At 66.8% G+C, this 22453-nt stretch carries 19 protein-coding genes; 15 read left to right on the forward strand and 4 right to left on the reverse strand.

The window, feature by feature from the left end:
- Positions 1–67: 67 nt before the first annotated feature.
- The gene (locus CAL13_RS00245; protein ID WP_198297878.1) at positions 68–3742 is read right to left on the reverse strand and encodes a DUF6531 domain-containing protein; all 3675 of its coding nucleotides are present in this window, start codon (positions 3740–3742) and stop codon (positions 68–70) included.
- Positions 3743–3989: 247 nt separating this feature from the next.
- On the opposite strand from CAL13_RS00245, the gene CAL13_RS00250 reads away from it, so the two are divergent.
- Together CAL13_RS00250 and CAL13_RS00255 are read left to right on the forward strand one after the other, a co-directional pair.
- Entirely contained in the window at positions 3990–4334 is a 345-nt protein-coding gene (locus tag CAL13_RS00250; RefSeq protein ID WP_086059130.1) for a DUF1840 domain-containing protein, read from the forward strand.
- Positions 4335–4435: 101 nt separating this feature from the next.
- The gene (locus CAL13_RS00255; RefSeq protein WP_086055719.1) at positions 4436–4753 is read left to right on the forward strand and encodes a hypothetical protein; all 318 of its coding nucleotides are present in this window, start codon (positions 4436–4438) and stop codon (positions 4751–4753) included.
- Here the strand turns inward: CAL13_RS00255 and CAL13_RS00260 are convergent.
- Positions 4747–6033, reverse strand: a complete 1287-nt coding sequence (locus CAL13_RS00260; RefSeq protein ID WP_086071167.1) for an amidase — start codon at positions 6031–6033, stop codon at positions 4747–4749. The two genes, CAL13_RS00255 and CAL13_RS00260, sit on opposite strands and share 7 nt — an antisense overlap.
- Before the next feature lie 312 nt (positions 6034–6345).
- On the opposite strand from CAL13_RS00260, the gene CAL13_RS00265 reads away from it, so the two are divergent.
- The 10 genes from CAL13_RS00265 to CAL13_RS00310 all read left to right on the forward strand — a co-directional run bounded on the left by CAL13_RS00265 (position 6346) and on the right by CAL13_RS00310 (position 16299).
- Entirely contained in the window at positions 6346–7371 is a 1026-nt protein-coding gene (locus CAL13_RS00265; protein ID WP_086055721.1) for a LacI family DNA-binding transcriptional regulator, read from the forward strand.
- 56 nt (positions 7372–7427) lie between these two features.
- Complete coding sequence (locus tag CAL13_RS00270; protein ID WP_420042428.1) at positions 7428–8393, forward strand: ABC transporter substrate-binding protein; 966 nt, start codon at positions 7428–7430, stop codon at positions 8391–8393.
- A 1-nt stretch (position 8394) separates the two neighbouring features.
- Complete coding sequence (locus tag CAL13_RS00275; protein ID WP_086071169.1) at positions 8395–9210, forward strand: ABC transporter permease; 816 nt, start codon at positions 8395–8397, stop codon at positions 9208–9210.
- Positions 9211–9214: 4 nt separating this feature from the next.
- Positions 9215–10066, forward strand: a complete 852-nt coding sequence (locus CAL13_RS00280) for an ABC transporter permease (RefSeq protein ID WP_086071170.1) — start codon at positions 9215–9217, stop codon at positions 10064–10066.
- Complete coding sequence (locus tag CAL13_RS00285) at positions 10063–11064, forward strand: ABC transporter ATP-binding protein (protein ID WP_086071171.1); 1002 nt, start codon at positions 10063–10065, stop codon at positions 11062–11064. The genes CAL13_RS00280 and CAL13_RS00285 overlap by 4 nt, the downstream gene beginning before the upstream one ends.
- 115 nt (positions 11065–11179) lie before the next feature.
- On the forward strand, positions 11180–12001 hold the full coding sequence (locus CAL13_RS00290) for a phosphodiesterase (RefSeq protein WP_086073441.1): 822 nt from the start codon (positions 11180–11182) through the stop codon (positions 11999–12001).
- Positions 12002–12102: 101 nt separating this feature from the next.
- Positions 12103–13155, forward strand: a complete 1053-nt coding sequence (locus CAL13_RS00295) for an ABC transporter ATP-binding protein (RefSeq protein WP_086071172.1) — start codon at positions 12103–12105, stop codon at positions 13153–13155.
- Between the two features lie 54 nt (positions 13156–13209).
- Positions 13210–14502 (forward strand): ABC transporter substrate-binding protein, encoded by a 1293-nt coding sequence (locus CAL13_RS00300; RefSeq protein ID WP_086071173.1) that lies wholly within the window; start codon positions 13210–13212, stop codon positions 14500–14502.
- A 46-nt stretch (positions 14503–14548) separates the two neighbouring features.
- Positions 14549–15412, forward strand: coding sequence for a carbohydrate ABC transporter permease (locus tag CAL13_RS00305; protein WP_420042429.1), 864 nt, complete (start codon positions 14549–14551; stop codon positions 15410–15412).
- Positions 15409–16299: a carbohydrate ABC transporter permease gene (locus CAL13_RS00310; RefSeq protein ID WP_086071174.1), complete on the forward strand. Its 891-nt coding sequence runs from the start codon at positions 15409–15411 to the stop codon at positions 16297–16299. Before CAL13_RS00305 ends, CAL13_RS00310 begins: the two co-directional genes overlap by 4 nt.
- Before the next feature lie 72 nt (positions 16300–16371).
- On the opposite strand, the gene leuA is transcribed toward CAL13_RS00310, so the two are convergent.
- Positions 16372–18081, reverse strand: a complete 1710-nt coding sequence (leuA, locus tag CAL13_RS00315) for a 2-isopropylmalate synthase (RefSeq protein WP_086055729.1) — start codon at positions 18079–18081, stop codon at positions 16372–16374.
- Between the two features lie 380 nt (positions 18082–18461).
- Entirely contained in the window at positions 18462–19193 is a 732-nt protein-coding gene (locus tag CAL13_RS00320; protein WP_086055730.1) for a hypothetical protein, read from the reverse strand.
- A gap of 16 nt (positions 19194–19209) precedes the next feature.
- Here CAL13_RS00320 and rpoN point away from each other — a divergent pair, with 16 nt between their 5' ends.
- From rpoN to CAL13_RS00335, 3 genes are all read left to right on the forward strand, one after another.
- The gene (gene rpoN / locus CAL13_RS00325; protein WP_442857348.1) at positions 19210–20631 is read left to right on the forward strand and encodes an RNA polymerase factor sigma-54; all 1422 of its coding nucleotides are present in this window, start codon (positions 19210–19212) and stop codon (positions 20629–20631) included.
- Between the two features lie 103 nt (positions 20632–20734).
- Positions 20735–21007, forward strand: coding sequence for a (2Fe-2S)-binding protein (locus tag CAL13_RS00330; RefSeq protein ID WP_086071177.1), 273 nt, complete (start codon positions 20735–20737; stop codon positions 21005–21007).
- Between the two features lie 365 nt (positions 21008–21372).
- Positions 21373–22290, forward strand: coding sequence for a DMT family transporter (locus tag CAL13_RS00335; RefSeq protein WP_086071178.1), 918 nt, complete (start codon positions 21373–21375; stop codon positions 22288–22290).
- Positions 22291–22453 lie beyond the last annotated feature (163 nt).

Raw genomic sequence — 22453 nt, forward strand, 5'->3', positions numbered from 1 at the left:
CCCGGATGCTGGGATGATAACGTGATTTGCCGTCCGGCCGCCCCGTCGCGGCCGCCTGCCGCGGGACTCAGGGCGCCGCTTGGAGCCCCAGCGTGTCGCGCAGCCAACCCCGGTAGCCGTCCATATCCACCGTTGCAACGTCCTCGGTTGACGACCACGTCCAGTTGTCCACGCGCCGGATGAAGGCCTCGACCTCGATCCGCGCGCGCTCGCCATAGTCGGAATGTTCGCCTTGCGCCTCGAGCAGCGTGTCGCCGTCGCCGTCGAGTACCGGGCGGTCCGTGCCGGCCAGACGGTTCACGCGGAACCGGTGGTCGTGCAGGATCGGGTTGTCCACACGCCGGTAAGGCGCGGGTGGCCCATGAAAGGGCGCGCCGGCGCGGTGCGCCTGCTTCAGCATCCACGCAAGGGCGACGTCGGACAGGTCGCCGCCGGGGCGCCCGCTTTCAATGTCCGCGGGTTCGCGCAGATAGCCGCCGCCGATGTCGCCGTGCGCGCCGATGAACGGGGCGGTGATCGTGTTCGCCGCGCCGTCCGGGATGGCGCTCAGCGGGAATAGCGTGCGCCGCTCGTGCAGGGCGACGGCATGCGCGACCCAGCGCCATTCCGCGGCCACGCCAAGGTCGTAGGCCTCGTTGTCGGCGCCAAGTATGCCGAACTGCGCCACCGCATCGAACAGTCCGATGAAACGCAGGTCGGCGCACGCCGTTACGGCGCCCAGCGCGCGGTCCCACGTCCAGAAGCGGCCGCCGCGATGCCGTCCCGCGATCAGGTTGCCGAAGTGCAGCGCCAGGGCCGCGCCGCGCGAGTAGCCCAGCAGGTCGATGGCGACCTGGCCGCCGTGACCGGCTGCCGCGATTTCGCGCAGCAGGGTCCGCCACTGCGCGTGCACGATGTCCGGGGCGGATCCCGCGGTGGCGGCGTCCAGCGAGCGCGGCGATGCAAAGCCCGGGCCGCGATGGTAGTGCGCCGGGCCGCCGGCATAGCCGCGGCTCATCACCCAGACATTGCCGCGAGCGGCCTCGTCGTGGTTGGTCCCATCGAAGGCGAACAGCAACAGGCCCAGCGGATCGATGTGGCGGCGCGGCTGCTGATCGGCATAGCCGTAGACCTGGGTATCGGGCATCGGCCCCGCCGGATCGGGCTGCAGGTAGTGCCCCGCATGCGGGTCGTAGGTCCGCAAGTAGTTGTCGTGCCAGCCGGTCGCCGCGTCGTACACATGTCCCGGTTGGCGCAACGGCATGGAAAGGTCGCCTTCAATGGCGACCTCCGCGCCCGCGGGCGACCAAAGCGCGCGCCAGCGCACGCGGCGCTGCGCATCGGTGATGGCATGCGGGACGCCGATGGCGTCGGCGTGCACGGCGTAGAAGGCAGGAACGGGCGCGCGTGCGGGCATGGGCGCGAGCGGATGAGACGCCGCATATTCGATCAGCGCCACCGGGACCCATCCGGCATACACGTAGCGCTGCGTCACGCCCATGCGGCCCTTCGATCCGGGCCGCGCCACCGCGGCCAGGCGGTTGGCCGCATACAGGTAATCCGTCGTGCCGGCGGCCGCGCCTTCTTTCCCATGGCGGCGAATCCGTTCGCCATAGGCGTTGTGCACATACTCCGCCACGATGGCGCCCGCCCGCCGCACAGTGCTCAGGCGGCGATCCGCTCCATGGGCCATTTGCGCCCCGTCGTGCGCGATTGGCAGCCCACTGGCGTCGCGCACCGGCCGCGGCCGCCATGTCCGCGCGCCGGCCTGGACCGCCATGGCGTCGCCCGCCGGATGCCAGGCGTGCCGCCATTGCGTCCCGCCAGCCCGCTGCCCCGGTCGCGTCGAGAGCGAGGTCGCCGCCATGCGGCCTTGCGCGTCATAGAGATGATCGAAACGTGCGCGCCAATCGCCGATCCGCAGACGCTCGCTGGCAATGCGCCCCGCGCCGTCGTAGCGCAGCCGCTGCGCGAACACCGGGTCCGCATCGGGCGAAGCGGGATCGTCGACTGCCAGCGCCGCGATGCCGTCGCGGGACAACGCCCCACGCGCACGCAGTCCGTTGCCGTACAGATAGCCCCCGTCCGCAGCGGATTGCAAAAGCGTTCGCTTGTGCACGCCGTTTTCCCACGCAATGCGCGAGATGCGTCCCGCCGCGTCGTAGGCATAAATCAGGCTGCCGCCTTCGGGCAGTTCATGGCGCACCAGCCGGCCCCGTTCATCCCACCGGAAGGACTCGCGATACGCATACGCCGGGTTGCGCCCCTTGATCGCCGGTCGGCGCACAATCCGCGATATGAGCTGTCCCTTGCGGTCGTGGCGGCGCGTTTCGCTTTCGTGGGGATGGTCCACGCGTACGGGCCGCGCGCCGCGCCATGCGATGACCGTGCGCAGTGCGGCGGCCGCGGACTGCGCGATGACCTCTACCAGCCGGCCCTCCCGGTCGTACGTGTAGCGCCAGACGTCCCCGTTGGCATAACGGCGCTCGGCGATGCGTCCGGCGGCATCGCGGCGGCGCGTTTCCGTTCCGGTGTGGTTGGACGTCCATCCGCTGGAGCGGCCCTGCGCATCGAAGGCCAGGGCCAGACCCGGCCATCCCGATGCCGCGGCCTGCAAAGCCTTCAAACGGCCGTGGCCGTCCCGCGCCAGGCGCAGGCCGTCGAGCCGCGTGAGCCGGCCGGCATCGTCGTAGTCCGCGCGCAGGCCCGCTGCGGGACATCCCGCGCACCCGGCGCCTTCCACGGCGATCAGGACCGCGCGCCCGTTGTGAAGACGGGTATGGAAATCTGTGGTCGAGCCGTCAGCGCCGCGCACGCGCGTGAGTCCGGCGTGGCCGCGCTCACGGGGTTCGGCGATGTAGCCGATCTCCACCCTGTCGCGCGGCGATTCCGGCGGGCCGTGCACCGACAGCACTGCACGGCCGCGCGCGTCGTAGGCCCAGCTATGGGTGCGCAGCGAAGGCCCCCCGGGACGAGGACGCCACGCGATGCCCGTCAGGCGGTAGGCGTCGCCGCCTTGCAAGGCCGTTTCGTAGACATACTCCCTGAGCCAGCCTGCGGGGTGTTGGACGGCGAGCAGGCGGAATGCGGGCCGCCCGGATTGCGAGGCGTGATGGGGAGCATCGTGCTGGTAGGCATAGCTGCCTGCCGGCGTATCGATACGGGAGATCCGGATGCCGGCCGATCCCGATGCATAGGTGAACCGAAGGCTGCGGCCATGCGTATCGGCGACTTCCAGGATGCGGCCCGCCATGGCGCCGTGTCCGCCATCGCGAGCAATGCGTACCGACTTCCCATCCGGGTCCTCGATGCGCACCAGGCGGCCGGCCGCGTCGAAGGTCAGCATGCGCCCGTTGGGCCACCGCCACTGCCATCCGTGCCCGAGCGTGCGTAGCGCACCGGCGTGCGGCGGTATCGCCACGCAGGTGTCTCCGTCGCCGCAACGGAAATCGACGCGGCTGCCGTCGGCCTGCGCGATCTGGATCCGGCCCTGCATCGCTTGCGCGTGCAGCCGCGTGTCATAGGAAAGGGTCCAACCGCGGCCCAGTACGCCGGCACGGGGATCCTGTGCGTTGTAGTGGCGCACGATTTCCAGGCCCACGCCCGCATCCATCGCGGGCAGGTCGACTTCGCGCTGGTATTTGTTTCCGGTGACCAGATGAACCGGATTGCCGGCGCCCAGGCTGAGCGCCGGGCCGGGCGCGCCCATCGCGGCGGTATCGCCAACGGGACAGGGCTGCCCCAGCCGCGATGCGGTGCACACGCCTTCGCCGGCGCGGCCGCTGGATTGGCTTCCCCAAGCGGGACCAACCCAAGCGACGATCGCCGCCGCCATGCCGCATCGCAATGTTTGCTTCAACCGAGTTTCCGCCCGCACGTGTTGCCGCTCCGCGGACGCCCGGCACACGCCCATGCGCGGCTCGCCGTCCTGGCGCTATCGTGCGATTGGCAGTATTGCGGCGTTGGGGTAGTGTATGAATCCGTCTCTAGTGGAAGACCCGGGTATCACCATGCTTATCTCGTTTCGTTCGAAAGCCGGCGCCGAAGTCCTGATGCTTTCCGATCATGCCGCCCCCTTGCTGCGCGCCGCCGGCAAGGTCCTTCCCGACAAATTTCCGGATCGCGGCGTCTTCACGCCCGAGCAGCTGCCCCAGGCCATTGCGGGTATCGAAAAAGCGGTGGCCCTGGCACCGCACCATCCCGAAGACCAGGACGCGGATCCCGACGCGCCGCCGGTGCATCCGATGGCGCGACCCGTGGGGTTGCAGCAGCGCGCCTACCCGTTGTTGGATTTGATGAAAAAGGCCCAAACGAAGGGCGTCAACGTCACCTGGGAGTCGGCGTCGTCCTGGTAAGCCAACGCGCCAGCGGCTGACGCGCCATCCGCAACGTCGACCGCACCGGAACCCGCCTTGCCCGCCGCGGCTTCGGCACGTATCGCCCACAAGGAACCCGCATGCGATCAGACGTTTCCATCCTCTACGATGCCCGCCGCGCCATCCATCTCGTGACTCAGGTGGAGCCCGGTCCCGAAGGCGCCGCGCGGGCCCGCGAATGGTTCGATGAGAAGTGGGATGCCTTCGGCTGCGAGCCCTTGCGGCCGAGCGGCAAGGTTCTGCTGCTCGACAAGATCCTGGGCGTGGCGGACGCGCTGGGCTACGACTTGCTCGCCGCCGACACGGCGCGCGCCCAGGAGTTCGCGCATCATGCCGCGCTGGCGCTGGGTACGCCACGCATCACGATAGACCTGCAGGGCTTGACGGTCGGCTACTGAGGGGACGGCCGCAAGCGGGCATGCATCCACTTGGCAATGCAGAGCAGGCGGTGGTCTTCGCCCTTGCGCGCCACGATTTGCACGCCGACCGGCAACCCGTGCGGGCCCGTGGCGAAGGGCAGATGGATGCAAGGCAGCCCGAACATGGTCCACACGCGCCCGAACAGCGGGTCGCCCGTACCCAGGTCCGCAAAAGGCGCCTCGCCCGCCGCGCTGGGCGTCAGCAGGACGTCGAAGCGTTCGAACCAGTTGGCCACGCGGGCATACATGTCCGCGGCCCGGCGCAGGTTTGCCTGATGGCGGTCGGGGGCGATCCGGTCCCCGCCTTCCAGCAAGGCAAGCAGGTCGGGGCTGAGCTGGCTGGCGTATTGATCCCGCTCTACGGCCAGCGAGCGGCTCGTTTCGAACGCCATGATGTCGGACTGCAATTGCACCAGGGAGCAGCATTCAGGAGGCAGGTCCACTTCCTGAACCACAGCGCGCGAGCGGGCCAGGGTTTCCGCGGCCTGGGTCACGGCATCGCGCGTTTCCGGAAGGGTGTGGCGCCATTGATGGGTGCGGTAGATCCCCACCCGGGGCGGGCCATCGTAGTCGAGCCGGCGCAATTCCGGTTTATCCATCAGCACCGATGCCACCAGTGCCGCGTCCTCCACCGTGCGGGTAAAGCAGCCGACTGTGTCGAGCGATGGCGCCAGCGCCTTGATGCCATCGCGCGGAATGGCGCCGAAGGTGGGCTTGAAGCCGACCACCCCGCAATACGCCGCCGGGCGGATGACCGAGGCGGCAGTCTGTGTGCCGAGCGCGAAGGGCACCATATTGTCGGCCACGGCGGCAGCCGACCCGCTGGATGAGCCGCCCGGCGTATAGGCCGGGTTGTGCGGGTTGCGCGTGAGCGGCGCCTTGAACGTGGCGAATTCCGTGGTCACCGTCTTGCCGGCCACGAGGGCGCCGGCCGCCCGGCAGCGCGCGACCGCCGTGGCGTCGGTTTGCGGCCGGTGATCCTGATAGATGGGTGAACCATAGGTGGTGGGAAAGTCGCGCGTATCGAACAGGTCCTTTACACCGAAAGGCAACCCGTGCAGCGGTCCGGCGATCGGCCCTTCATCCAGCTCCTGGGCATGGGCGAGGGCGGCATCCTTGTCCAGCGCGGCCCATGCGTGCACGGCGTCTTCGCGTTGTTCGATGCGGGCGAAGCAGGCGCGCATCAATTGCACCGCCGTCAGCTCGCGGCGCTGCAGCATGCGGACGGCATCGACGGCCGACAAACGATTCAACTCCATAACCATTCCGAAGATCCCTGCCGGACCGCCTCGTATTCAGCGCCTGTGAACAGCGCTGGACGCGGTCTCACGCGTTGTGGCGGCCCCGGCCCGCATGGCGGCGGGGCACGCAGCAACTATTGTGCCAGTCCGTGCGCGCAGGCCAATCGGTGTATTCCCCCAAAGGCCGCGGCGCGAACGCCTGCGCCCATCCCCGATTGCGCCGACTGAACGGCGCGCCGGGGCCGCGCGTACTGCAATAAGGCTGTCATGTCCGGCGCCTAAAGTGGGCCGCCTGTGAAAACGATTTCAGCCGATACCGAGACCGCAGCCGTGGCCAACAAGTCCTTGCACCGGCCTTCCATTCTGGACATCGCACGTGACGCGGGTGTGTCACCTGCCACCGTATCGCGGGCCTTCAACAGGCCGGCGCTGCTGCGTCCCGATACGTTGCGCCGCATCGAGGCCGTGGCCCGGGAGCATGGTTTCCGGCCCAATCGTGTTGGCAGCAGCCTGCGGTCGGGCAGCACCCGGACACTCGGCATGGCCTTGCCGACCCTCTGCAATCCCGTTTTCGCGGAATGCTTCGAGGGGGCGGAGGCGTGGGCGCATGCCAACGGCTACAGCATCATGGTGACCACGACGGGCTACGACCTCGCACGCGAGGCGGACGCCGTACGCAGCCTGATCGATCATCAGGTGGAGGGGCTGATGTTGACCGTCGCGAACGCCGCGCGCAGCGCAACGCTACGGCAACTGGGCGAGAGCGGCCTGCCCTACGTCCTGGTCTATAACGAGTCGCCTTCCCATCCCTTCGTATCGGTGGACAACACGGCGGCGGCACGCGACATGGTGCGTTGGCTGGCCAGCCAGGGACACAGCAGGGTCGCCTTGGTGACCGGGCCGCTATCGGGCTCGGACCGCGCGCGCCGGCGGCTGCAAGGCGCCAGGGCCTGCGCGCGTGAGCTGGGGCTGCCCGAGCCGGAGCATCTGACCATGCCGTCGCATACGGCCGCCGACGGCGCACTGCTGCGCGCCGCCGTGTCCCGGGGTTCCCCGCCCACCGCCCTGTTTTGCTCGAACGACCTGCTGGCCGCATCCGTGATTGCGCAACTGCGCGGTTTCGGCATGCGTGTGCCGGATGACGTGTCCGTGTGCGGCTTCGATGGCATGCACTTCGCGTCGCTCATGCAGCCGCCGCTGACCACGGTCGAGCAGCCCAGCCGCGAGATCGGCGCGCGCGCCTGCGCCCAGCTGCTGGCGCGCCTGGCCGGAGATGCCGCGGCGTCGCTGCGCCTGCCGCACCAATTGATCACCGGCCGCACTGTCGCGGCCCCACCTTCCCGTTCTTCCGCATAAGGAAAGCTGAAATGCCGCAATTGCTCAACAAGGCGCTGCGCGCCGCCGTCCTGGCCATGGGCCTGATGGGCGCCGCCGCTCATGCGCAGAATGCCGTCTGCTATAACTGCCCGCCGGAATGGGCCGACTGGGGCACTCAGCTCAAGGCCATCAAGGAAAAAACCGGCATCCAGGTGCCCGGCGACAACAAGAACTCGGGGCAGGCCCTGGCTTCGATGGCGGCGGAACGCGCGAATCCGGTGGCCGACGTTGTCTATCTTGGCGTGACGTTCGGCATCCAGGCCGTGAAGGACAACCTGGTGCAGCCCTACAAGCCCGCGCACTGGAACGATATCCCCGCCGGCATGAAAGACCCCGACGGCAAGTGGTTCGCCATCCATTCCGGCACGCTTGGCTTCATGGTCAATGTGGACGCCCTGCAGGGCAAGCCCGTGCCGCAATCCTGGAACGATCTGCTCAAGCCCGAGTATCGGGGCATGGTGGGATACCTGGACCCGGCGTCGGCTTTCGTCGGCTACGTCGGCGCCGTGGCGCTCAACCAGGCGCTGGGCGGCACGCTGGACGACTTCGGCCCGGCCATGGAATGGTTCAAGAAGATGCGCGCCAACGCCCCCATCGTGCCGAAACAGACCGCCTACGCGCGTGTGCTCTCCGGCGAGATTCCGATCCTGATCGATTACGACTTCAATGCCTATCGCGCGAAGTACAAGGATGGCGCCAACGTACAGTTCGTGATCCCGAAGGAAGGCACGATCGCGGTCCCCTACGTGATGAGCCTGGTGGCGAACGCGCCGCATGCCGACAACGGCCGCAAGGTGCTGGATTTCACGCTGTCCGATGAAGGCCAGGCGATTTGGGCGAACGCCTTCCTGCGGCCGGTGCGCGCCAGCGCGGTCTCGCCCGAAGCGCAGAAGAAATTCCTGCCGGCATCCGAGTACGCGCGGGCGGGCACCGTGGATTACGCGAAGATGGCCGCGGTGCAGCGCGCATTCTCCGAGCGCTATTCCAGGGAAGCCAACTGACATGGCCCGCCGCGGTTGGATGTTGTTCGCGGCGCCGGCCGCGGCGCTGTTTCTCGCTTTCTGGCTGCTGCCGATGATACGTCTTGCCGCCGCCGGGTTCACCGTGCGCGATGGCGCCAGCGCGTACTGGGCGGTGCTGACGCATGCGCAATACTGGCGCAGCCTGTTCAATACCGCGGCGCTGTCATTGGCCGCCACGTTCGCCACGCTGCTCGCGGCCTTGCCCGTGGGCCGCTTTCTGGCGGCGCATCCGCGCTTTCCGGGACGCGGCCTGTTGATGGGCATGCTGACCTTTCCGCTGGCGTTTCCCGGTGTGGTCGTCGGCTTCCTGATCATTCTTCTGGCCGGGCGCCAGGGAATCGCCAGCACGGTATCGCGTTGGCTGACGGGCGAACCGCTGGTGTTCGCGTATGGCATGGGCGGCCTCTTCCTGGGCTACCTGTATTTTTCCTTGCCGCGCACCATCGGCATGGTCGCGGCCGCGGCATCGCAGGTGGACCGGGCCATGCTGGAAGCGGCCTGCACATTGGGAGCCGGCGGTTGGCGCCGCTTCGTGGACGTGGAGCTGCCCGCCCTGCGGCCGGCGCTGTCGGCGGCGGGCGCAATGTGCTTCGCCACCAGCATGGGCGCGTTCGGCACGGTGTTCACGCTCGGCACGCAGATCGACGTCCTGCCGGTCACCATCTACAACGAGTTCACCAACTACGCGAACATTCCCGTCGCGGCCGCGCTTTCCATCGTGCTGGGCGGGGTGACATGGGCGGTTCTGTATGCGGCCCACAATCTATCCGGCGAGCGTGCCGGCGCGGCGGCCTGAGGCAATGACGATGCGTTCATCTTCCATGGAATCCCGCCTGGGGCTGCTTGCCACGCTGGTGGTCGCGGCCTTCCTGATCGGCCCGGTGATTCTGTCCGTGCTTGCGGGCCTGACGCGCAACGCCTTCGTCGGCGTGTCCAGTGGTTTGACGCTGCGTTGGGTTGAACAGGTGTGGGCGTTGTATGCCGATACGGTCTGGCGTTCGCTGGCGATCGCCGTGGCCACGCTGGCGGTGTGCCTGCTGGCCGGCGTGCCGGCCGCCTGGACTTTGACGGTGCACCGCGGCCGTGCCGCGCGCGCCTTCGAGGCCCTGCTGACGCTTCCGGTCGCCGTCCCCGGGCTGGCGACCGCGCTGGCCCTCATCGTGTCGTGGGGCTCTGTCGGGGCGCTGCGCGGCAGCACCGCGTTCATCATCATCGGCCACGTGCTGTTCACGCTGCCCTTCATGGTGCGGGCGGCGCGCGCGAGCATGGAGCTGGCCGACCTCGCCAACCTGGACGAGGCGGCGGCCACGCTGGGCGCATCGATCGCGCAGCGCTTTCTGCACATCGTGGTTCCCAATGCGGTGCCCGGCATCCTGACGGGCTCGCTGACCGTGCTGACCCTCTCGGTCGGCGAATTCAATCTCACCTGGCTGCTGCATACCCCCTTGACCAAGACCTTGCCTGTCGGCCTGGCCGATAGCTACGCGTCGATGCGGTTGGAGGTAGGTTCGGCCTACACGCTGGTATTCCTCCTGATGATCATGCCCTTGCTTCTCGGCCTGCAATGGTTCGCCAGCCGCGCCACCGACAGCCGGCGCGGCGGCCGCCTGCGCGCCCCCGCGGCGCTGCCCGACGCGGGAGCGGCGCGATGAACGTTCCCCATGCGTCCGTGAAGATTTCCCTGCATCGGTGCGCCAAAACGTGGCCGGACGGCACCCGGGCCTTGCATCCGGTGGATCTGGATGTGCAAGGCGGCGCCACGCTCGCGCTGCTGGGGCCGTCCGGCTGCGGCAAGACCACGCTGTTGCGCATGATCTGCGGATTGGAGCAGCCGGATGCCGGCGGCCGCATCTGCTTCGATGGCGAAGACGTCACCGCGCTGCCGCCGCAGGCGCGCGGCGTCGGCGTGGTGTTCCAGAACTATGCCCTGTTTCCCAACATGACGGTGGCCGGCAACGTTGGCTACGGGCTGCGCGTGCGCGGCATGCCGGCGGCGCAACGTGAAGCGCGCGTGCGACAGATGCTGGCGCTCGTGCGGCTGGAGCAGTACGCCGACCGCCGCATCGGCCAGTTGTCCGGCGGCCAGCGTCAGCGCGTGGCGCTGGCGCGCGCCCTGGCGATACAGCCGCGCGTCCTGCTGCTCGATGAACCGTTGACGGCGCTGGATGCGAAGCTGCGCGAACACCTGCGCGTAGAGCTCGCGCAGCTGCTGCGCGAGCTCGCGATCACCACGGTGATCGTCACGCATGACCAGGAAGAAGCGATGATGCTGGGCGACCGCATCGCCGTGATGTCGGCGGGCAGGCTGGAACAGATCGGCACCGCGGAGTCGTTGTACCGATCGCCGGCAACCGCCTTCGTGGCCGAGTTTCTCGGCACCTTGTGCCGGATCCGCGCGGGTCTGCGCGACGGATTGCTGTCGCCCGGCCACGCAGAGATTGCCTTTCGTCCGCACGAAGCCGAATTACGGCCGCCCGTCGGGGACGCCGCCACCGGCCGCATCGCGGGCCGCTTCTTCCTTGGGTCGGGGATCCGCTTTGAAATCCGCCTGGAGGACGGCCAGACGTTTCCGGTTCACGCCGCGGCAGACAGCCCCTATGCCGTGGGCGACCGTGTCGACGTGAGGTTGCTGCGCCCGCTCAACGCCTGATGCGCGGCCTCGCATGCGGCCGACGCCGCACGCAATATTCCCGGCCGGGAGCGCCGCGCAGGCGCACCGGCTGTTCTACCCGAACCTTCAAACGCCGTCGCGGCGATCATCCATCATGCTCATTGCCCAGCTCAGCGATCTTCATATCCGACTGCCCGGCCAGAAGGCCTACCGCGTGGTCGCCACGGACGCCTACCTGCCGCCGGCAGTGGCCGCCGTCAACGCGCAGGCGCCGCGGCCCGACGTGGTCGTGATTTCCGGCGACCTGACCGACTTCGGCCGTCCCGCCGAGTACGCACACCTCAAGCATCTGCTCGACGAACTGCGCATGCCCTACCTGCTGCTGCCGGGCAACCATGACGATCGGGCAATGCTTGCCGAGGTGTTTGCGGACCACGTCTACCTGGCCGGACATGACGGTTATGTGCAATACGCCGTCGAAGACTATCCGGTTCGCATTGTCGTGCTCGATACGGTGGTCCATGGAGAGAGCCATGGCGCGTTGTGTGAACGCCGGCTGGCCTGGCTCGCGGACCGCCTGGCCGAGCAGCCCGACCGCCCCACGGTATTGGTCATGCATCACCCGCCGTTCAACACCGGTATTGGGCACATGGACGCCATCGGCCTTCGGGAAGGCGCGGATGCGCTCGCCCGTATCGTCGCGCGGCATGGCAACGTCGAGCGCATCCTGTGCGGTCATTTGCATCGCAGCATTTTCCGGCGCTTCGGCGGCACCATCGCATCCACCTGCCCCAGTCCCGCGCACCAGGTCGCCCTGGATCTGCGCAACGATGCGCCTTCGGCCTTCGTGATGGAGCCGCCAGCCTACATGCTGCATGAATGGCGCGACGGCGCGCTCGTCAGCCATGTGGCCTACATCGGCAACTACGACGGTCCGTATCCGTTCCACGAAGGCGGTGCGCTGATCGACGTCTGAAGTGTGCCAAATGCCACAGTACCGTCATCTTCGCACTGCAAAATGAAAAGGATTTCATTTACCTTCACAATAGGCCACGCGCACAGCAATAACGAGGGGACATGGCAGCGATCGTTCTTGAACAGCTGACGAAACGATATGCGGATGCGGCGGCCATACGCGATGTCGGCGTGGTGGTGCCGGAAGGCAGTTTCACCGTGCTACTGGGTCCGTCCGGCTGCGGAAAGTCGACCACGCTGCGCATGATCGCGGGGCTGGACACGCCCACTTCCGGCCGCATCCTCATCGGCGGGCGGGACGTCACGCATCTTCCCCCCGCGCAGCGCCGCATCGCCATGGTTTTCCAGTCGTATGCGCTCTTTCCGCATCTGACCGTGCGGGAAAACATCCTGTTCGGCCTGAAAGTGCGCAAGGAGCCGTCGGCCGGATACGAGGAGCGTTTGAAGCGGGTGGCCGCCCTGTTGGGGCTTGGCCAGCTGTTGGACCGCAAGCCCGCGCAGCTTTCCGGCGGGCAGCAGCAGCGGGTTGCACTGGGCCGGGCCGTGATTTCCGAAGCGCCTGTCTGCCTGATGGATGAGCCGCTGTCGAATCTGGACGCGCAACTGCGCCACGACATGCGCCGCGAGATCCGTGCGTTGCAGCGCAAGCTTGGCATCACGATGGTGTACGTCACCCATGACCAGACCGAAGCCATGAGCATGGCCGATCAGGTCGTTTTGCTGCGCAACGGCGAAGTCGAGCAGTGCGACACGCCCGACGGCCTGTACGCGCGCCCCGCAACGGAATTCGCGGCGCGGTTCATCGGCACGCCCCCCATGAATCTGCTGACGCTGGACAAGGTGGAAGGCGCGCTGGTTGTGGCCGGGACCGGCCAGCCCCCGATCGCCGATGCGCCGGCGGCGGCCGTTCGGCTGGGTGTGCGGCCCGAGCACATCCGGTTGGGCGAGCACGGCCATGCCGCCACGGTGCAAGGCGTCGAATATTTCGGCGCGGACTCGATCGTCACGTGCAACGTCGGCGCCAACACCGGCATCGCGGTGCGTGTCACCGGCCACGCGGCCGTGACGCCGGGGCACCGGGTCTGCCTGGACTGGCTGCCGGCGAACGAACACTTTTTCGACGCGCGCGGCAAAGCGCTTTCGCCGTCCCGTTGAGCGCGGTCCCCTTCCATCCGTGTTTCTTTCTCCTCCCCCACCCAGGAAATCGCTATGCGACGCACCGTTTTGAAAAGTCTCGCCGCCCTGATCGCGGGTGCATGCTTTTCCCTTCCCGTCCACGCCGCCGAGCCGGTCGATGTGGAGTTCTACTATCCGGTCGCCGTCGGCGGTCCCATCACCAAAATCATCGACACCATGGTGGCCGATTTCCACAAGGAAAATCCGGACATCAATATCCGCCCTGTCTACGCGGGCTCGTACCAGGATTCCATCGCGAAGGTGTTGACCACGATGAAGGGCGGCAAGCCGCCGCAGCTGGCCGTGCTGTTGTCCACCGATATGTTCACGCTGATCGACGAGGACGCCATCGTGCCGATCGATGGCCTGGCCAATGACCCGGCCGGCAAGCAATGGCTGGGTGGCTTCTACGACGCCTTCATGCAGAACAGCCGCACCGGCGGCCACATCTGGGGCGTGCCGTTCCAGCGCTCGACCATCGTCATGTACTACAACAAGGACCTGTTCCGCGCTGCCGGCCTGGATCCGGAGCGTCCGCCGTCGACGTGGGACGAGCTGACCGAGGCGGCCAAAAAGCTGACCAGGAAAGACGCTGCCGGCAACGTCACGCAGTGGGGCATCGAGATTCCGTCGGGCGGCAGCTTCGCCTACTGGCTCTTCCAGGCGCTGACCACGCCGAACAACGCCATCCTGATGAACGAGGCCGGCAACCAGACGATGCTGGACAAGCCGGCCGTGGTTGAAGCCGCGCAGTTCTGGCGCGATCTTTCGGCCAAGCATGGCGTGATGCCATCGGGCACCATCGATTGGGGTACCACCCCCAAAGACTTCCTGGAGAAGAAAGCGGCCATCGTCTGGACCACCACGGGGAATCTGACCAATATCCGTGCGAATGCCAGCTTCCCCTTTGGGGTGGCGATGATGCCGAAGAAGGTGCGCGGCGGCAGCCCCACGGGCGGCGGCAATTTCTATATTTTCAAGAGCGGTACGCCAGCCCAGCAGAAGGCGGCCCTGAAGTTCGCGCAGTGGGCCACCTCGCCCGAGCGCGCGGCCGATTGGAGCATCGCCACGGGGTATGTCGCGGTCACGCCCGCCGCCTGGGAAACCGGCAAGATGAAAAAATACGCCCAGGAAGTGCCGGCCGCCACGGTCGCGCGCGACCAGCTGGCGGTCAGCGTGGCGGAATTCTCCACGCACGAGAACCAGCGCGTGACGAAGGTGCTGAATGACGCACTGCAGGCCATCCTGACGGGCGCCAAGCCCGCGCAGCAGGCGCTCAGCGATGCCCAGCGCGAGGCGGACCGCATCCTGCGGCCCTATCGGTAAGCGGAAGGCGGAGGGTGGCATGAGGACACCGGCGATTGCCAACCCCATGAAGGCGGTCTACGCCTGGCTGCTGCTCTTGCCGGCGGTGGTCCTGCTGGCCGCCTTCACCCACTATCCCGCGATCGCCACCGTCTGGCACACCTTCTTTTCGACGCCGAAAGGACGGCGGCCGGCGGTGTTCGTGGGCCTGGACAACTACCAGGCCATGCGGGACGACCCGGTGTTCTGGCAGGCGCTATGGAACAACCTGTGGTTCGCCCTGGGCACGGTGCCGACGTCGGTGGCCGTCGCGCTGGCCATGGCCTTGTGGGTGAACCGCGGCCTGGCCGGGCGCGGTTTTCTGCGCCTTTCGTATTTCACGCCCACCGTCCTGCCCATGGTCGCCGTGGCCAATATCTGGCTGTTCTTCTACACGCCTCAATACGGTCTTATCGCGCAGGTATTGCAATGGTTCGGTGTGCCCGGCGTGAACTGGCTGGGCTCGCGCGAAACCGCCCTGCCCGCGTTGATGGTGGTGTCCGTATGGAAAGAGGCGGGCTTCTTCATGATCTTCTACCTGGCGGCGCTGCAGGGCATATCGCCGTCGTTGCGCGAGGCCGCCCTGCTCGAAGGGGCGTCGCGATGGCAGTACTTCCGCCGCGTGCTGTGGCCGCTGCTCATGCCGACCACGCTGTTCGTTCTGATCAACGCACTCATCAATGCCTTCCGGCTGGTCGATCACGTGGTCGTGATGACGCGCGGCGGTCCGGATAACGCCAGCACGCTGCTGCTGTTCTACATTTTCCAGGTCGGCTTCAGCTTCTGGGATACGGCTTACGCCGCGACGTTGACAGTGGTATTGCTGGTGGTGCTGGCAGTCACGGCGCTTGTGAAGTTCCACTGGCTCGACAAGAGGACGCACTACCAATGAAACGCGCGCTGTCGCAGTCCCTGGAGCAGACCCTGCCGCGTCCGGGGCGGCGCACCGCGCGCCGCGAAGGCGTGGCGGCCTGGCAGGCGCCGGGCTGGCTGGATACCGTCGGCGCGTGGCTGCTGGGCATCCTTTGGATACTTCCCTTGCTGTATGCCGTCTGGGCGGCCTTTCACCCGCCTGCCTATGCGACGCGATTCGATCTGTTTGCGCCGCTGACGCTGGACAACTTCCTGCGCGCCTGGGACGCCGCCCCTTTCCCGCGCTACTTCCTGAATACTTTCGCGCTCGTGACCATGGTGCTCGCGGCTCAGCTGGTGCTGTGCACCATGGCCGGCTACGCCTTCGCCAGGTTCCAGTTTCGCGGCCGCGATCTAGTGTTCATGCTGGTCCTGCTGCAGCTGATGGTGATGCCCGACGTGCTGATCGTGGAAAACTACCGCACCATGAGCTGGCTGGGCCTGCGCGATACGGTGTTCGCCATCGGCCTGCCCTACTTCGCATCGGCATTCGGTATCTTCCTGCTGCGGCAGACCTTCAAAACCATTCCGCGCGAATTGGAAGAGGCGGCGCGCGTGGAAGGCGCGAACGGCTTGCAGATTTTGATGAAGGTCTATGTGCCGCTGGCGCGGCCCACCTATATCGCCTACGGCCTGGTGTCGGTGAGCTACCACTGGAACAACTTCCTGTGGCCCCTCATCATCACCAATTCGGTGGAGACGCGTCCGCTCACGGTGGGATTGCAGGTGTTCTCGTCCACCGACCAGGGGATCGACTGGTCCGTCATCACGGCGGCCACCTTGCTGTCGGCAGCGCCGCTGCTCATCGCCTTTCTCCTCTTCCAGCGGCAATTCGTGCAATCTTTCCTGCGCGCCGGCATCCGCTGAGCGGCACACACGAAAAAATGGCGGCAAGGCCGGGACGCCTTGCCGCCATTCATGCGCCGCACACGCGTGGCGTTATGCCGCAACGGCCTCCGTGCCGGCGGTAGCACTGGCGCCGGACTTCAAATGCCGGTTCAGCGCGCTCAGCACCGCGTGGAACGATGCCGTCACAATGTCGCGGTCAATGCCCACGCCGAAACCGGTGGGGGAGTCGCCAACGCGGACTTCGATATAGCAGGCGGCGCGCGTGTCGGATCCGGCGCCGATGGCGTGCTCGTGGTAATCCATCACGCGTACCGGCAGTCCGAGCGCGGCAACGAAGGCCGAGATCGCGCCGTTGCCTTCGCCGACGATGGTGCGGCGTTCGCCGTCGACTTCCACTTCGGCCTCGATGCGGAAATGCTTGGATTCGGCCGCGCTGGGATCGCCTGCGATGCGATGGCGGATCAGCTTCCACGGCGATTGCTGCGCCAGGTATTCGGACTTGAACACGTCATACACGTCGTCCGCGGTCACTTCGCGGCCCGTTTCGTCCGTCACGCGCTGGATCGCGCGGCTGAACTCGATCTGCAGGCGGCGCGGCAGCACCAGGCCATGCTCCTGTTCCAGCAGGTACGACACCCCACCCTTGCCGGACTGGCTGTTCACGCGGATGACGGCGTCGTAGCTGCGGCCCAGGTCGGCTGGATCGATGGGCAGGTAAGGCACTTCCCAAACGGCATCGGGCTGCTGCTGCGCGAATCCCTTCTTGATCGCGTCCTGGTGCGAGCCGGAGAACGCGGTGAAGACGAGGTCGCCGGCATAGGGATGGCGCGGGTGCACCGGCAGCTGGTTGCAGTACTCGGCGCAGCGGCGCACTTCGTCGATATCGGAAAAATCCAGGCCCGGGTGCACGCCCTGCGTGTACAGGTTCAGCGCCAGCGTGACCAGGTCCACGTTGCCCGTGCGTTCGCCGCTGCCGAACAGGCAGCCTTCGATGCGGTCCGCGCCGGCCATGACTGCGAACTCGGCGGCTGCCACGGCGGTGCCGCGGTCGTTATGCGGGTGTACGCTCAGCACGATGCTGTCGCGGCGCGCCAGGTTGCGGTGCATCCACTCGATCTGGTCCGCGTACAGGTTCGGCGTGGTGGCCTCGATGGTCGCCGGCAGGTTGACGATCATCTTGTCGGCGGGAGTCGGTTGCCAGATCTCCGTGACCGCATTGACGACTTCCAGCGCGAATTCCGGCTCGGTCGTACTGAAGACCTCGGGCGAGTACTCATAGCCCCATTGGGTCTCGGGATGCCTGGCGACAGCGGCCTTCACGAGCGACGTGCCGGTGGTGGCGATCTTCTTGATCTCGTCCTTCGTCATGTTGAAGACGATCTTGCGGAAGGCGGGCGCCACGGCGTTGTACAGGTGCACGATGGCGCGGCGCGCGCCCGCGGCCGCCTCGACGGTGCGGGCGATCAGGTCTTCGCGCGACTGCGTCAGCACGATGATCGTCACGTCGTCCGGAATGCGCTTTTCGTCGATCAGCTTGCGAACGAAATCGAAATCGGTTTGCGAGGCAGACGGGAAACCGACTTCGATTTCCTTGAAGCCGATCTTCACCAGCTGCTCGAAGAAACGCAGCTTGCGCTCCACGCTCATCGGCTCGATCAGGGACTGATTGCCGTCGCGCAGATCCGTGCTCATCCAGATCGGCGGCTGGGTGATGCGCCGGCTGGGCCAGGTCCGTTCTGCGTAGTCTTGCTTGAAGGGAACGAAGGGGCGATATTTCTGTGAAGGGTTGGCGAGCATCATCAGGGTTACCTCGGAGGATCGGGCGTGAATCCCGGGTGTGCGGCGCTTCGCGCGGCCGCCGATTCACCTTGCCTGCTGGCGAAGCGCCACGGATGTTCGCGGCGATGGACTCGGACAGGTCATGCCTGACCGGGCCAGCGGGGGATTCTTGGTTTTAAAGGGAAAAGACGAGGTGGCGCAATGGCTGCCGAACTGCCACGGGACGCTAGGCCCGGCAACCGATCGGTAGGTATAGCGATAGCGCGCAAAGACGCAGGCCGCCCATCGGAGCGCTGAGGCGTCCGGTGGTCATCGCGAGGAAGGTGCGGTGTGCGGCCATGGGATCGATGATGGGTAAGCCGCTAGTCAACCATAATTTGGCTGAGGATGCAACGGGAAACTTAGCGGATGGGGCCGATGCGCGGCTCGACCGGGCCCTCTTCACGTGCCGGGTCGTCCACGAGGGGCCGGGCGCGGCGGCGCTCGCCTGGCCAGTCCCGAGGGTTGCCAGGCGCCGCTTCAGAACGGTCAGCCCGGCCGTTGATGTTCATGCCGACGTTGGCGTTGGGGGCGCCGCGGACGAATCCCGCCGGGCCGCCGGAAGGGGGCAGGCCGAGCAAGACTTCCTGGTCGCGCACCATCGCGATCTTGGCCACCCGCCCATGGCGGATTTCCCACAGCGTGCGCTGCAGGTCTCCGACGGTGAAAGGCTCGTCGCGATTGCCCCAGCACCACCGCATGACGTCGATGGCGTCCTCCCCCAGGTCTCCTACGAGGTCAGAGAACGTGTCCGCCGGGACTGCCACCAGCCGCGCCGCGGCGATATGGCTGCGCAGCCAGCCTCGCACCACGAAGAACACGATCAACGACCATATGATGGCGACCGCCCACCATAGATAGGGGTTGATGCGGTTCAGCAGATCGACGGTGGATTGACCAAGGGCATGGAGACCCTGGTAATTGATGGTGGCGCCGAAGGCGAGGATGCGTTGGGCGACATAGAGCCAGATCGCCACGGCCGCCACAATGACGACCGCCCGGACAAGGAGACGGGGAGACGCCAGCTTCAAGAGCGTCTGACGGATCAGGCGGCTGTCCTGGCGTACGCGTTCGGGCGAAGTCGGGTTCATCATGCAAAATATTGTACCTATGACTCGCCACGCCTTAGAACTTCGGCCAGGACAGCACCTCGCGCTGACCCCGCAGCTGCAGCAATCCATCCGGATGCTGCAGTTGTCGACGCTCGACCTGGAGGCGGAGATTTCCCAGGCGCTGGCCGAAAACCCCTTGCTGGAGCGCGACGACAACCCCGCCCCGGACGATATCGACGCCAATCGCGAGGGGTCGGCCCACGAGGACGAGCCGCCGCCGGAAAGGGAAACCCCGGTGGACGAAATGCCCGGCGCCAAGGGCGTGTACGCGGACGAGGACGGCGACATGCCGGAAGCCGCGCGGGGCGAAACCCTGCGGGAACACCTGCTGGCGCAATTGGCGCTGACGCGCGCGGGCCGGCGCGACGCCGCTCTGGTGGCGCTGCTGATCGACGAGCTGGACGAAAACGGCTACCTGGGTTCGCCCCTGGAGGAAATCCTGGCCTGGCTGCCTGCCGAGGTGGAAGCGGACCTGGACGAGTTGCGCGCCGCCTTGCGCCTGCTGCAGTCCTTCGACCCGCCTGGTATCGGGGCGCGCGACATGGCCGAATGCCTGGCGCTGCAGCTGCGGCACCCCGACGCCGAGGCGCTGCCAGAGGCTGCGGATCCGACCGTACTGGCCTGCGCGCGCGCCATCTGCGCCGAACATCTGCCGTTGCTCGCATCGGGCAATCAGGCCCGGCTGCGGGAGGCGTTGCTTTGCGACGACGCCACCGCCCGGCGCGCTCGCGCCCTGATCCTGAAGCTGGACCCGCGCCCCGGCCGCCGATGGACCGTGCCTGCGGCCGACTATGCCATTCCGGACGTCATCGTCCGCAAGAGCCGCAAGGGGTGGCAGGTCGTGTTGAACAGCGCCGCGATGCCGCGCCTGCGCGTCAACCACATCTACGCTCAGATGCTCGGCAATCAGCGGGAAGGCGGGCATTCGGCCCTGCACGCGCAACTGCAGCAGGCGCGCTGGATGATCCGCAATGTCGAGCAGCGCTTCGATACCATCCTGCGGGTTGCCCAGGCCATCGTCGACCACCAGTCGGCTTTCTTCAGCCAGGGCCCGTCCGCCATGCGGCCCCTCATCCTCAAGGACATCGCAGGTGAGTTGGGGCTGCACGAGTCTACGATTTCGCGGGCCACCACACAGAAGTACATGCTTACACCGTTCGGCACCATGGAGCTGAAGGACTTTTTCGGCGCCGGCGTTGCCACGGAAAGCGGGGACACGGCCTCCGCGACGGCGGTCCAGGCTTTTATCAAACGGCTGGTGGCGGAAGAAAACCGTGCCAAGCCGCTATCCGACAATCAAATCATGCTCAAGCTGGCGGAGCAGGGCATCGTCATCGCTCGCCGCACCGTGGCGAAGTATCGTGAGGCGCTGCGTATTGCACCGGCCTCTGTCCGCAAGGCGCAGGCGTCCGCGCGATAGTAGGCGCTTACCACAGGTAGCGCGCGTCGGCGCCGGACCGCCCATTCGGCGTCCCCACTTTTTCTTGTTGATTGAATGCGAATAACTCTCGATAATATTTCGCATGTACGTTTGTGTCTGCAACGCCATCACCGAACGCCAGGTCCGCGCCGCCGTGGACGGCGGCGCCACGACGCTCGATGATCTGCAATTCGAGCTGGGCGTTGCCACGTGCTGCGGGACCTGCGCGGCCACTGCCGCGGAGTACCTGCCTGGCGGCCGCTGCTCGAGCGTCTGCCAGGCCACGTCGCTGACCCATCCCACTGCCGTGGCCATCGCCGACCAGACCGGTCCGGCGGCCAACAGCTTCCCCATTCCCATCGTCAAAGCCGCCTGAGGCTGCATTCGAGCCGCTTTCGAGGGGCCGCTTGCGACGGGCCGCTTTCGACAGTCCGGCCGTTGCGCGCGCGTGCGCCGCGCTCGTCCAAGACGGACCGCGCCTCGTCAGGCTCGCCCTTTGGCGCCGCCTTTCCGTCGGAGCCCAGCGCTTCCCGCATTCATCTGCAGATCGACGCGGAGTAGCAGCCGCTCATCAAGGCCCCGGCTTCTTCATGCGCGGCCAGCGCCCAGAAGTCGTCAAAAACGGCTGCTGCTGATCAGGAACGCGACCTGCTCCAGCAGGAGCCCTTCCAACGCCGCTGCGCCGGCGGTCCGCGGACCGCCGGCGTCCGCTTTCGCCAAACGCATAACGGATCCCCGCCGATGAAAAGTGCCTGCACCACCGTCTCGCCATCGCAGCCAAATGAGATGCGGGTGGCGTGGGGGCCGGTGGCGATGTTTTGCGTGCTGTGGAGTTCTTCCTTCGCCGCCGCGAAAATCGCGTTGCGCGACTGTCCGCCACTGACGCTGTTGACCGTGCGATTCTGCATCGCTGGCGTGTTGATGCTGGCAATGGCCTGGATGGCCGGCGGCATGCGGCGTCCCGGCTGGCGTCAGCTCGGTCTGCTCGCCGTGCTGGGCATCCTGAACAATGCGCTTTACCTGGGACTGAGTTGGGCCGGCATGGCCACGGTCTCGTCGGCATTCGCGGCCGTCATCACCAGCACCAACCCATTGCTCATCGGCGCGATCGCGGGCCCGGTGCTCGGCGAGCGTGTGACGTGGCGGGCCATCGCCGGGTTGATTCTCGGCCTGTTCGGGGTCGCTGTGGTGCTGCGTTCGCGACTGACCGGCATGCACGAAGACCTGCAAGGCACCTTGCTGGTCGGCGCGGGCCTGGCGGCGCTTGTGGCCGGCACATTGCTGTACAAGCGCCGGGCGCCGGCAACGAATATCTGGCTGGCGACCGGCGCCCAGTCTTTCGCCGGCGCCATCGCCGTGCTGCCGTTCGCAGTCGCCCTGGAGGGCGAAATGCCGGTCCACTACACACCTTCCCTGTTCTGGAGCCTCGCTTACATGATCGTCGCCGTATCGATAGGCGCATTCGGGCTTTGGTTCACCATTCTTGAACGGTCCAGCGCAACGGCCGCCAGCGCGCTGCATTTCCTGATGCCGCCGCTCGGGCTGTTGTTCGGTTGGGCCGTATTGGGTGAACCGGTGGCTGTCATGGACCTGACGGGTATCGTTCCGATCGCGCTTGGAATATGGCTGGTCACACGGCCAGCGCAGCCTGCGCGCTGACACACCGCTGCAAAAATTCCCAGCGAAAAAGCGCCAGGATGTCGTTGCTCGTCATCGGTGGAACGTCGACTCATTCTCATTGCGTTGCTGTTTAACTTTCCATATCGCGCTCGCAAAGCCATTTACCAAATGCATGGCAGGGGTATGCTGGCGCGCCGTGCGA

The organism is Bordetella genomosp. 9 (genome assembly GCF_002119725.1).
GTDB lineage: Bacteria > Pseudomonadota > Gammaproteobacteria > Burkholderiales > Burkholderiaceae_B > Bordetella_C.

Bases quoted from the DNA above. Each gene is read 5' to 3' on its own strand.
- CAL13_RS00250 (WP_086059130.1), top strand. From the start codon at position 3,990: ATGCTTATCTCGTTTCGTTCGAAAGCCGGCGCCGAAGTCCTGATGCTT.
- CAL13_RS00255 (WP_086055719.1), top strand. From the start codon at position 4,436: ATGCGATCAGACGTTTCCATCCTCTACGATGCCCGCCGCGCCATCCAT.
- CAL13_RS00260 (WP_086071167.1), bottom strand. From the start codon at position 6,033: ATGGAGTTGAATCGTTTGTCGGCCGTCGATGCCGTCCGCATGCTGCAG.
- CAL13_RS00270 (WP_420042428.1), top strand. From the start codon at position 7,428: ATGGGCCTGATGGGCGCCGCCGCTCATGCGCAGAATGCCGTCTGCTAT.
- CAL13_RS00275 (WP_086071169.1), top strand. From the start codon at position 8,395: ATGGCCCGCCGCGGTTGGATGTTGTTCGCGGCGCCGGCCGCGGCGCTG.
- CAL13_RS00280 (WP_086071170.1), top strand. From the start codon at position 9,215: ATGACGATGCGTTCATCTTCCATGGAATCCCGCCTGGGGCTGCTTGCC.
- CAL13_RS00285 (WP_086071171.1), top strand. From the start codon at position 10,063: ATGAACGTTCCCCATGCGTCCGTGAAGATTTCCCTGCATCGGTGCGCC.
- CAL13_RS00290 (WP_086073441.1), top strand. From the start codon at position 11,180: ATGCTCATTGCCCAGCTCAGCGATCTTCATATCCGACTGCCCGGCCAG.
- CAL13_RS00295 (WP_086071172.1), top strand. From the start codon at position 12,103: ATGGCAGCGATCGTTCTTGAACAGCTGACGAAACGATATGCGGATGCG.
- CAL13_RS00300 (WP_086071173.1), top strand. From the start codon at position 13,210: ATGCGACGCACCGTTTTGAAAAGTCTCGCCGCCCTGATCGCGGGTGCA.
- CAL13_RS00305 (WP_420042429.1), top strand. From the start codon at position 14,549: ATGAAGGCGGTCTACGCCTGGCTGCTGCTCTTGCCGGCGGTGGTCCTG.
- CAL13_RS00310 (WP_086071174.1), top strand. From the start codon at position 15,409: ATGAAACGCGCGCTGTCGCAGTCCCTGGAGCAGACCCTGCCGCGTCCG.
- leuA (WP_086055729.1), bottom strand. From the start codon at position 18,081: ATGATGCTCGCCAACCCTTCACAGAAATATCGCCCCTTCGTTCCCTTC.
- CAL13_RS00320 (WP_086055730.1), bottom strand. From the start codon at position 19,193: ATGATGAACCCGACTTCGCCCGAACGCGTACGCCAGGACAGCCGCCTG.
- rpoN (WP_442857348.1), top strand. From the start codon at position 19,210: ATGACTCGCCACGCCTTAGAACTTCGGCCAGGACAGCACCTCGCGCTG.
- CAL13_RS00330 (WP_086071177.1), top strand. From the start codon at position 20,735: ATGTACGTTTGTGTCTGCAACGCCATCACCGAACGCCAGGTCCGCGCC.
- CAL13_RS00335 (WP_086071178.1), top strand. From the start codon at position 21,373: ATGAAAAGTGCCTGCACCACCGTCTCGCCATCGCAGCCAAATGAGATG.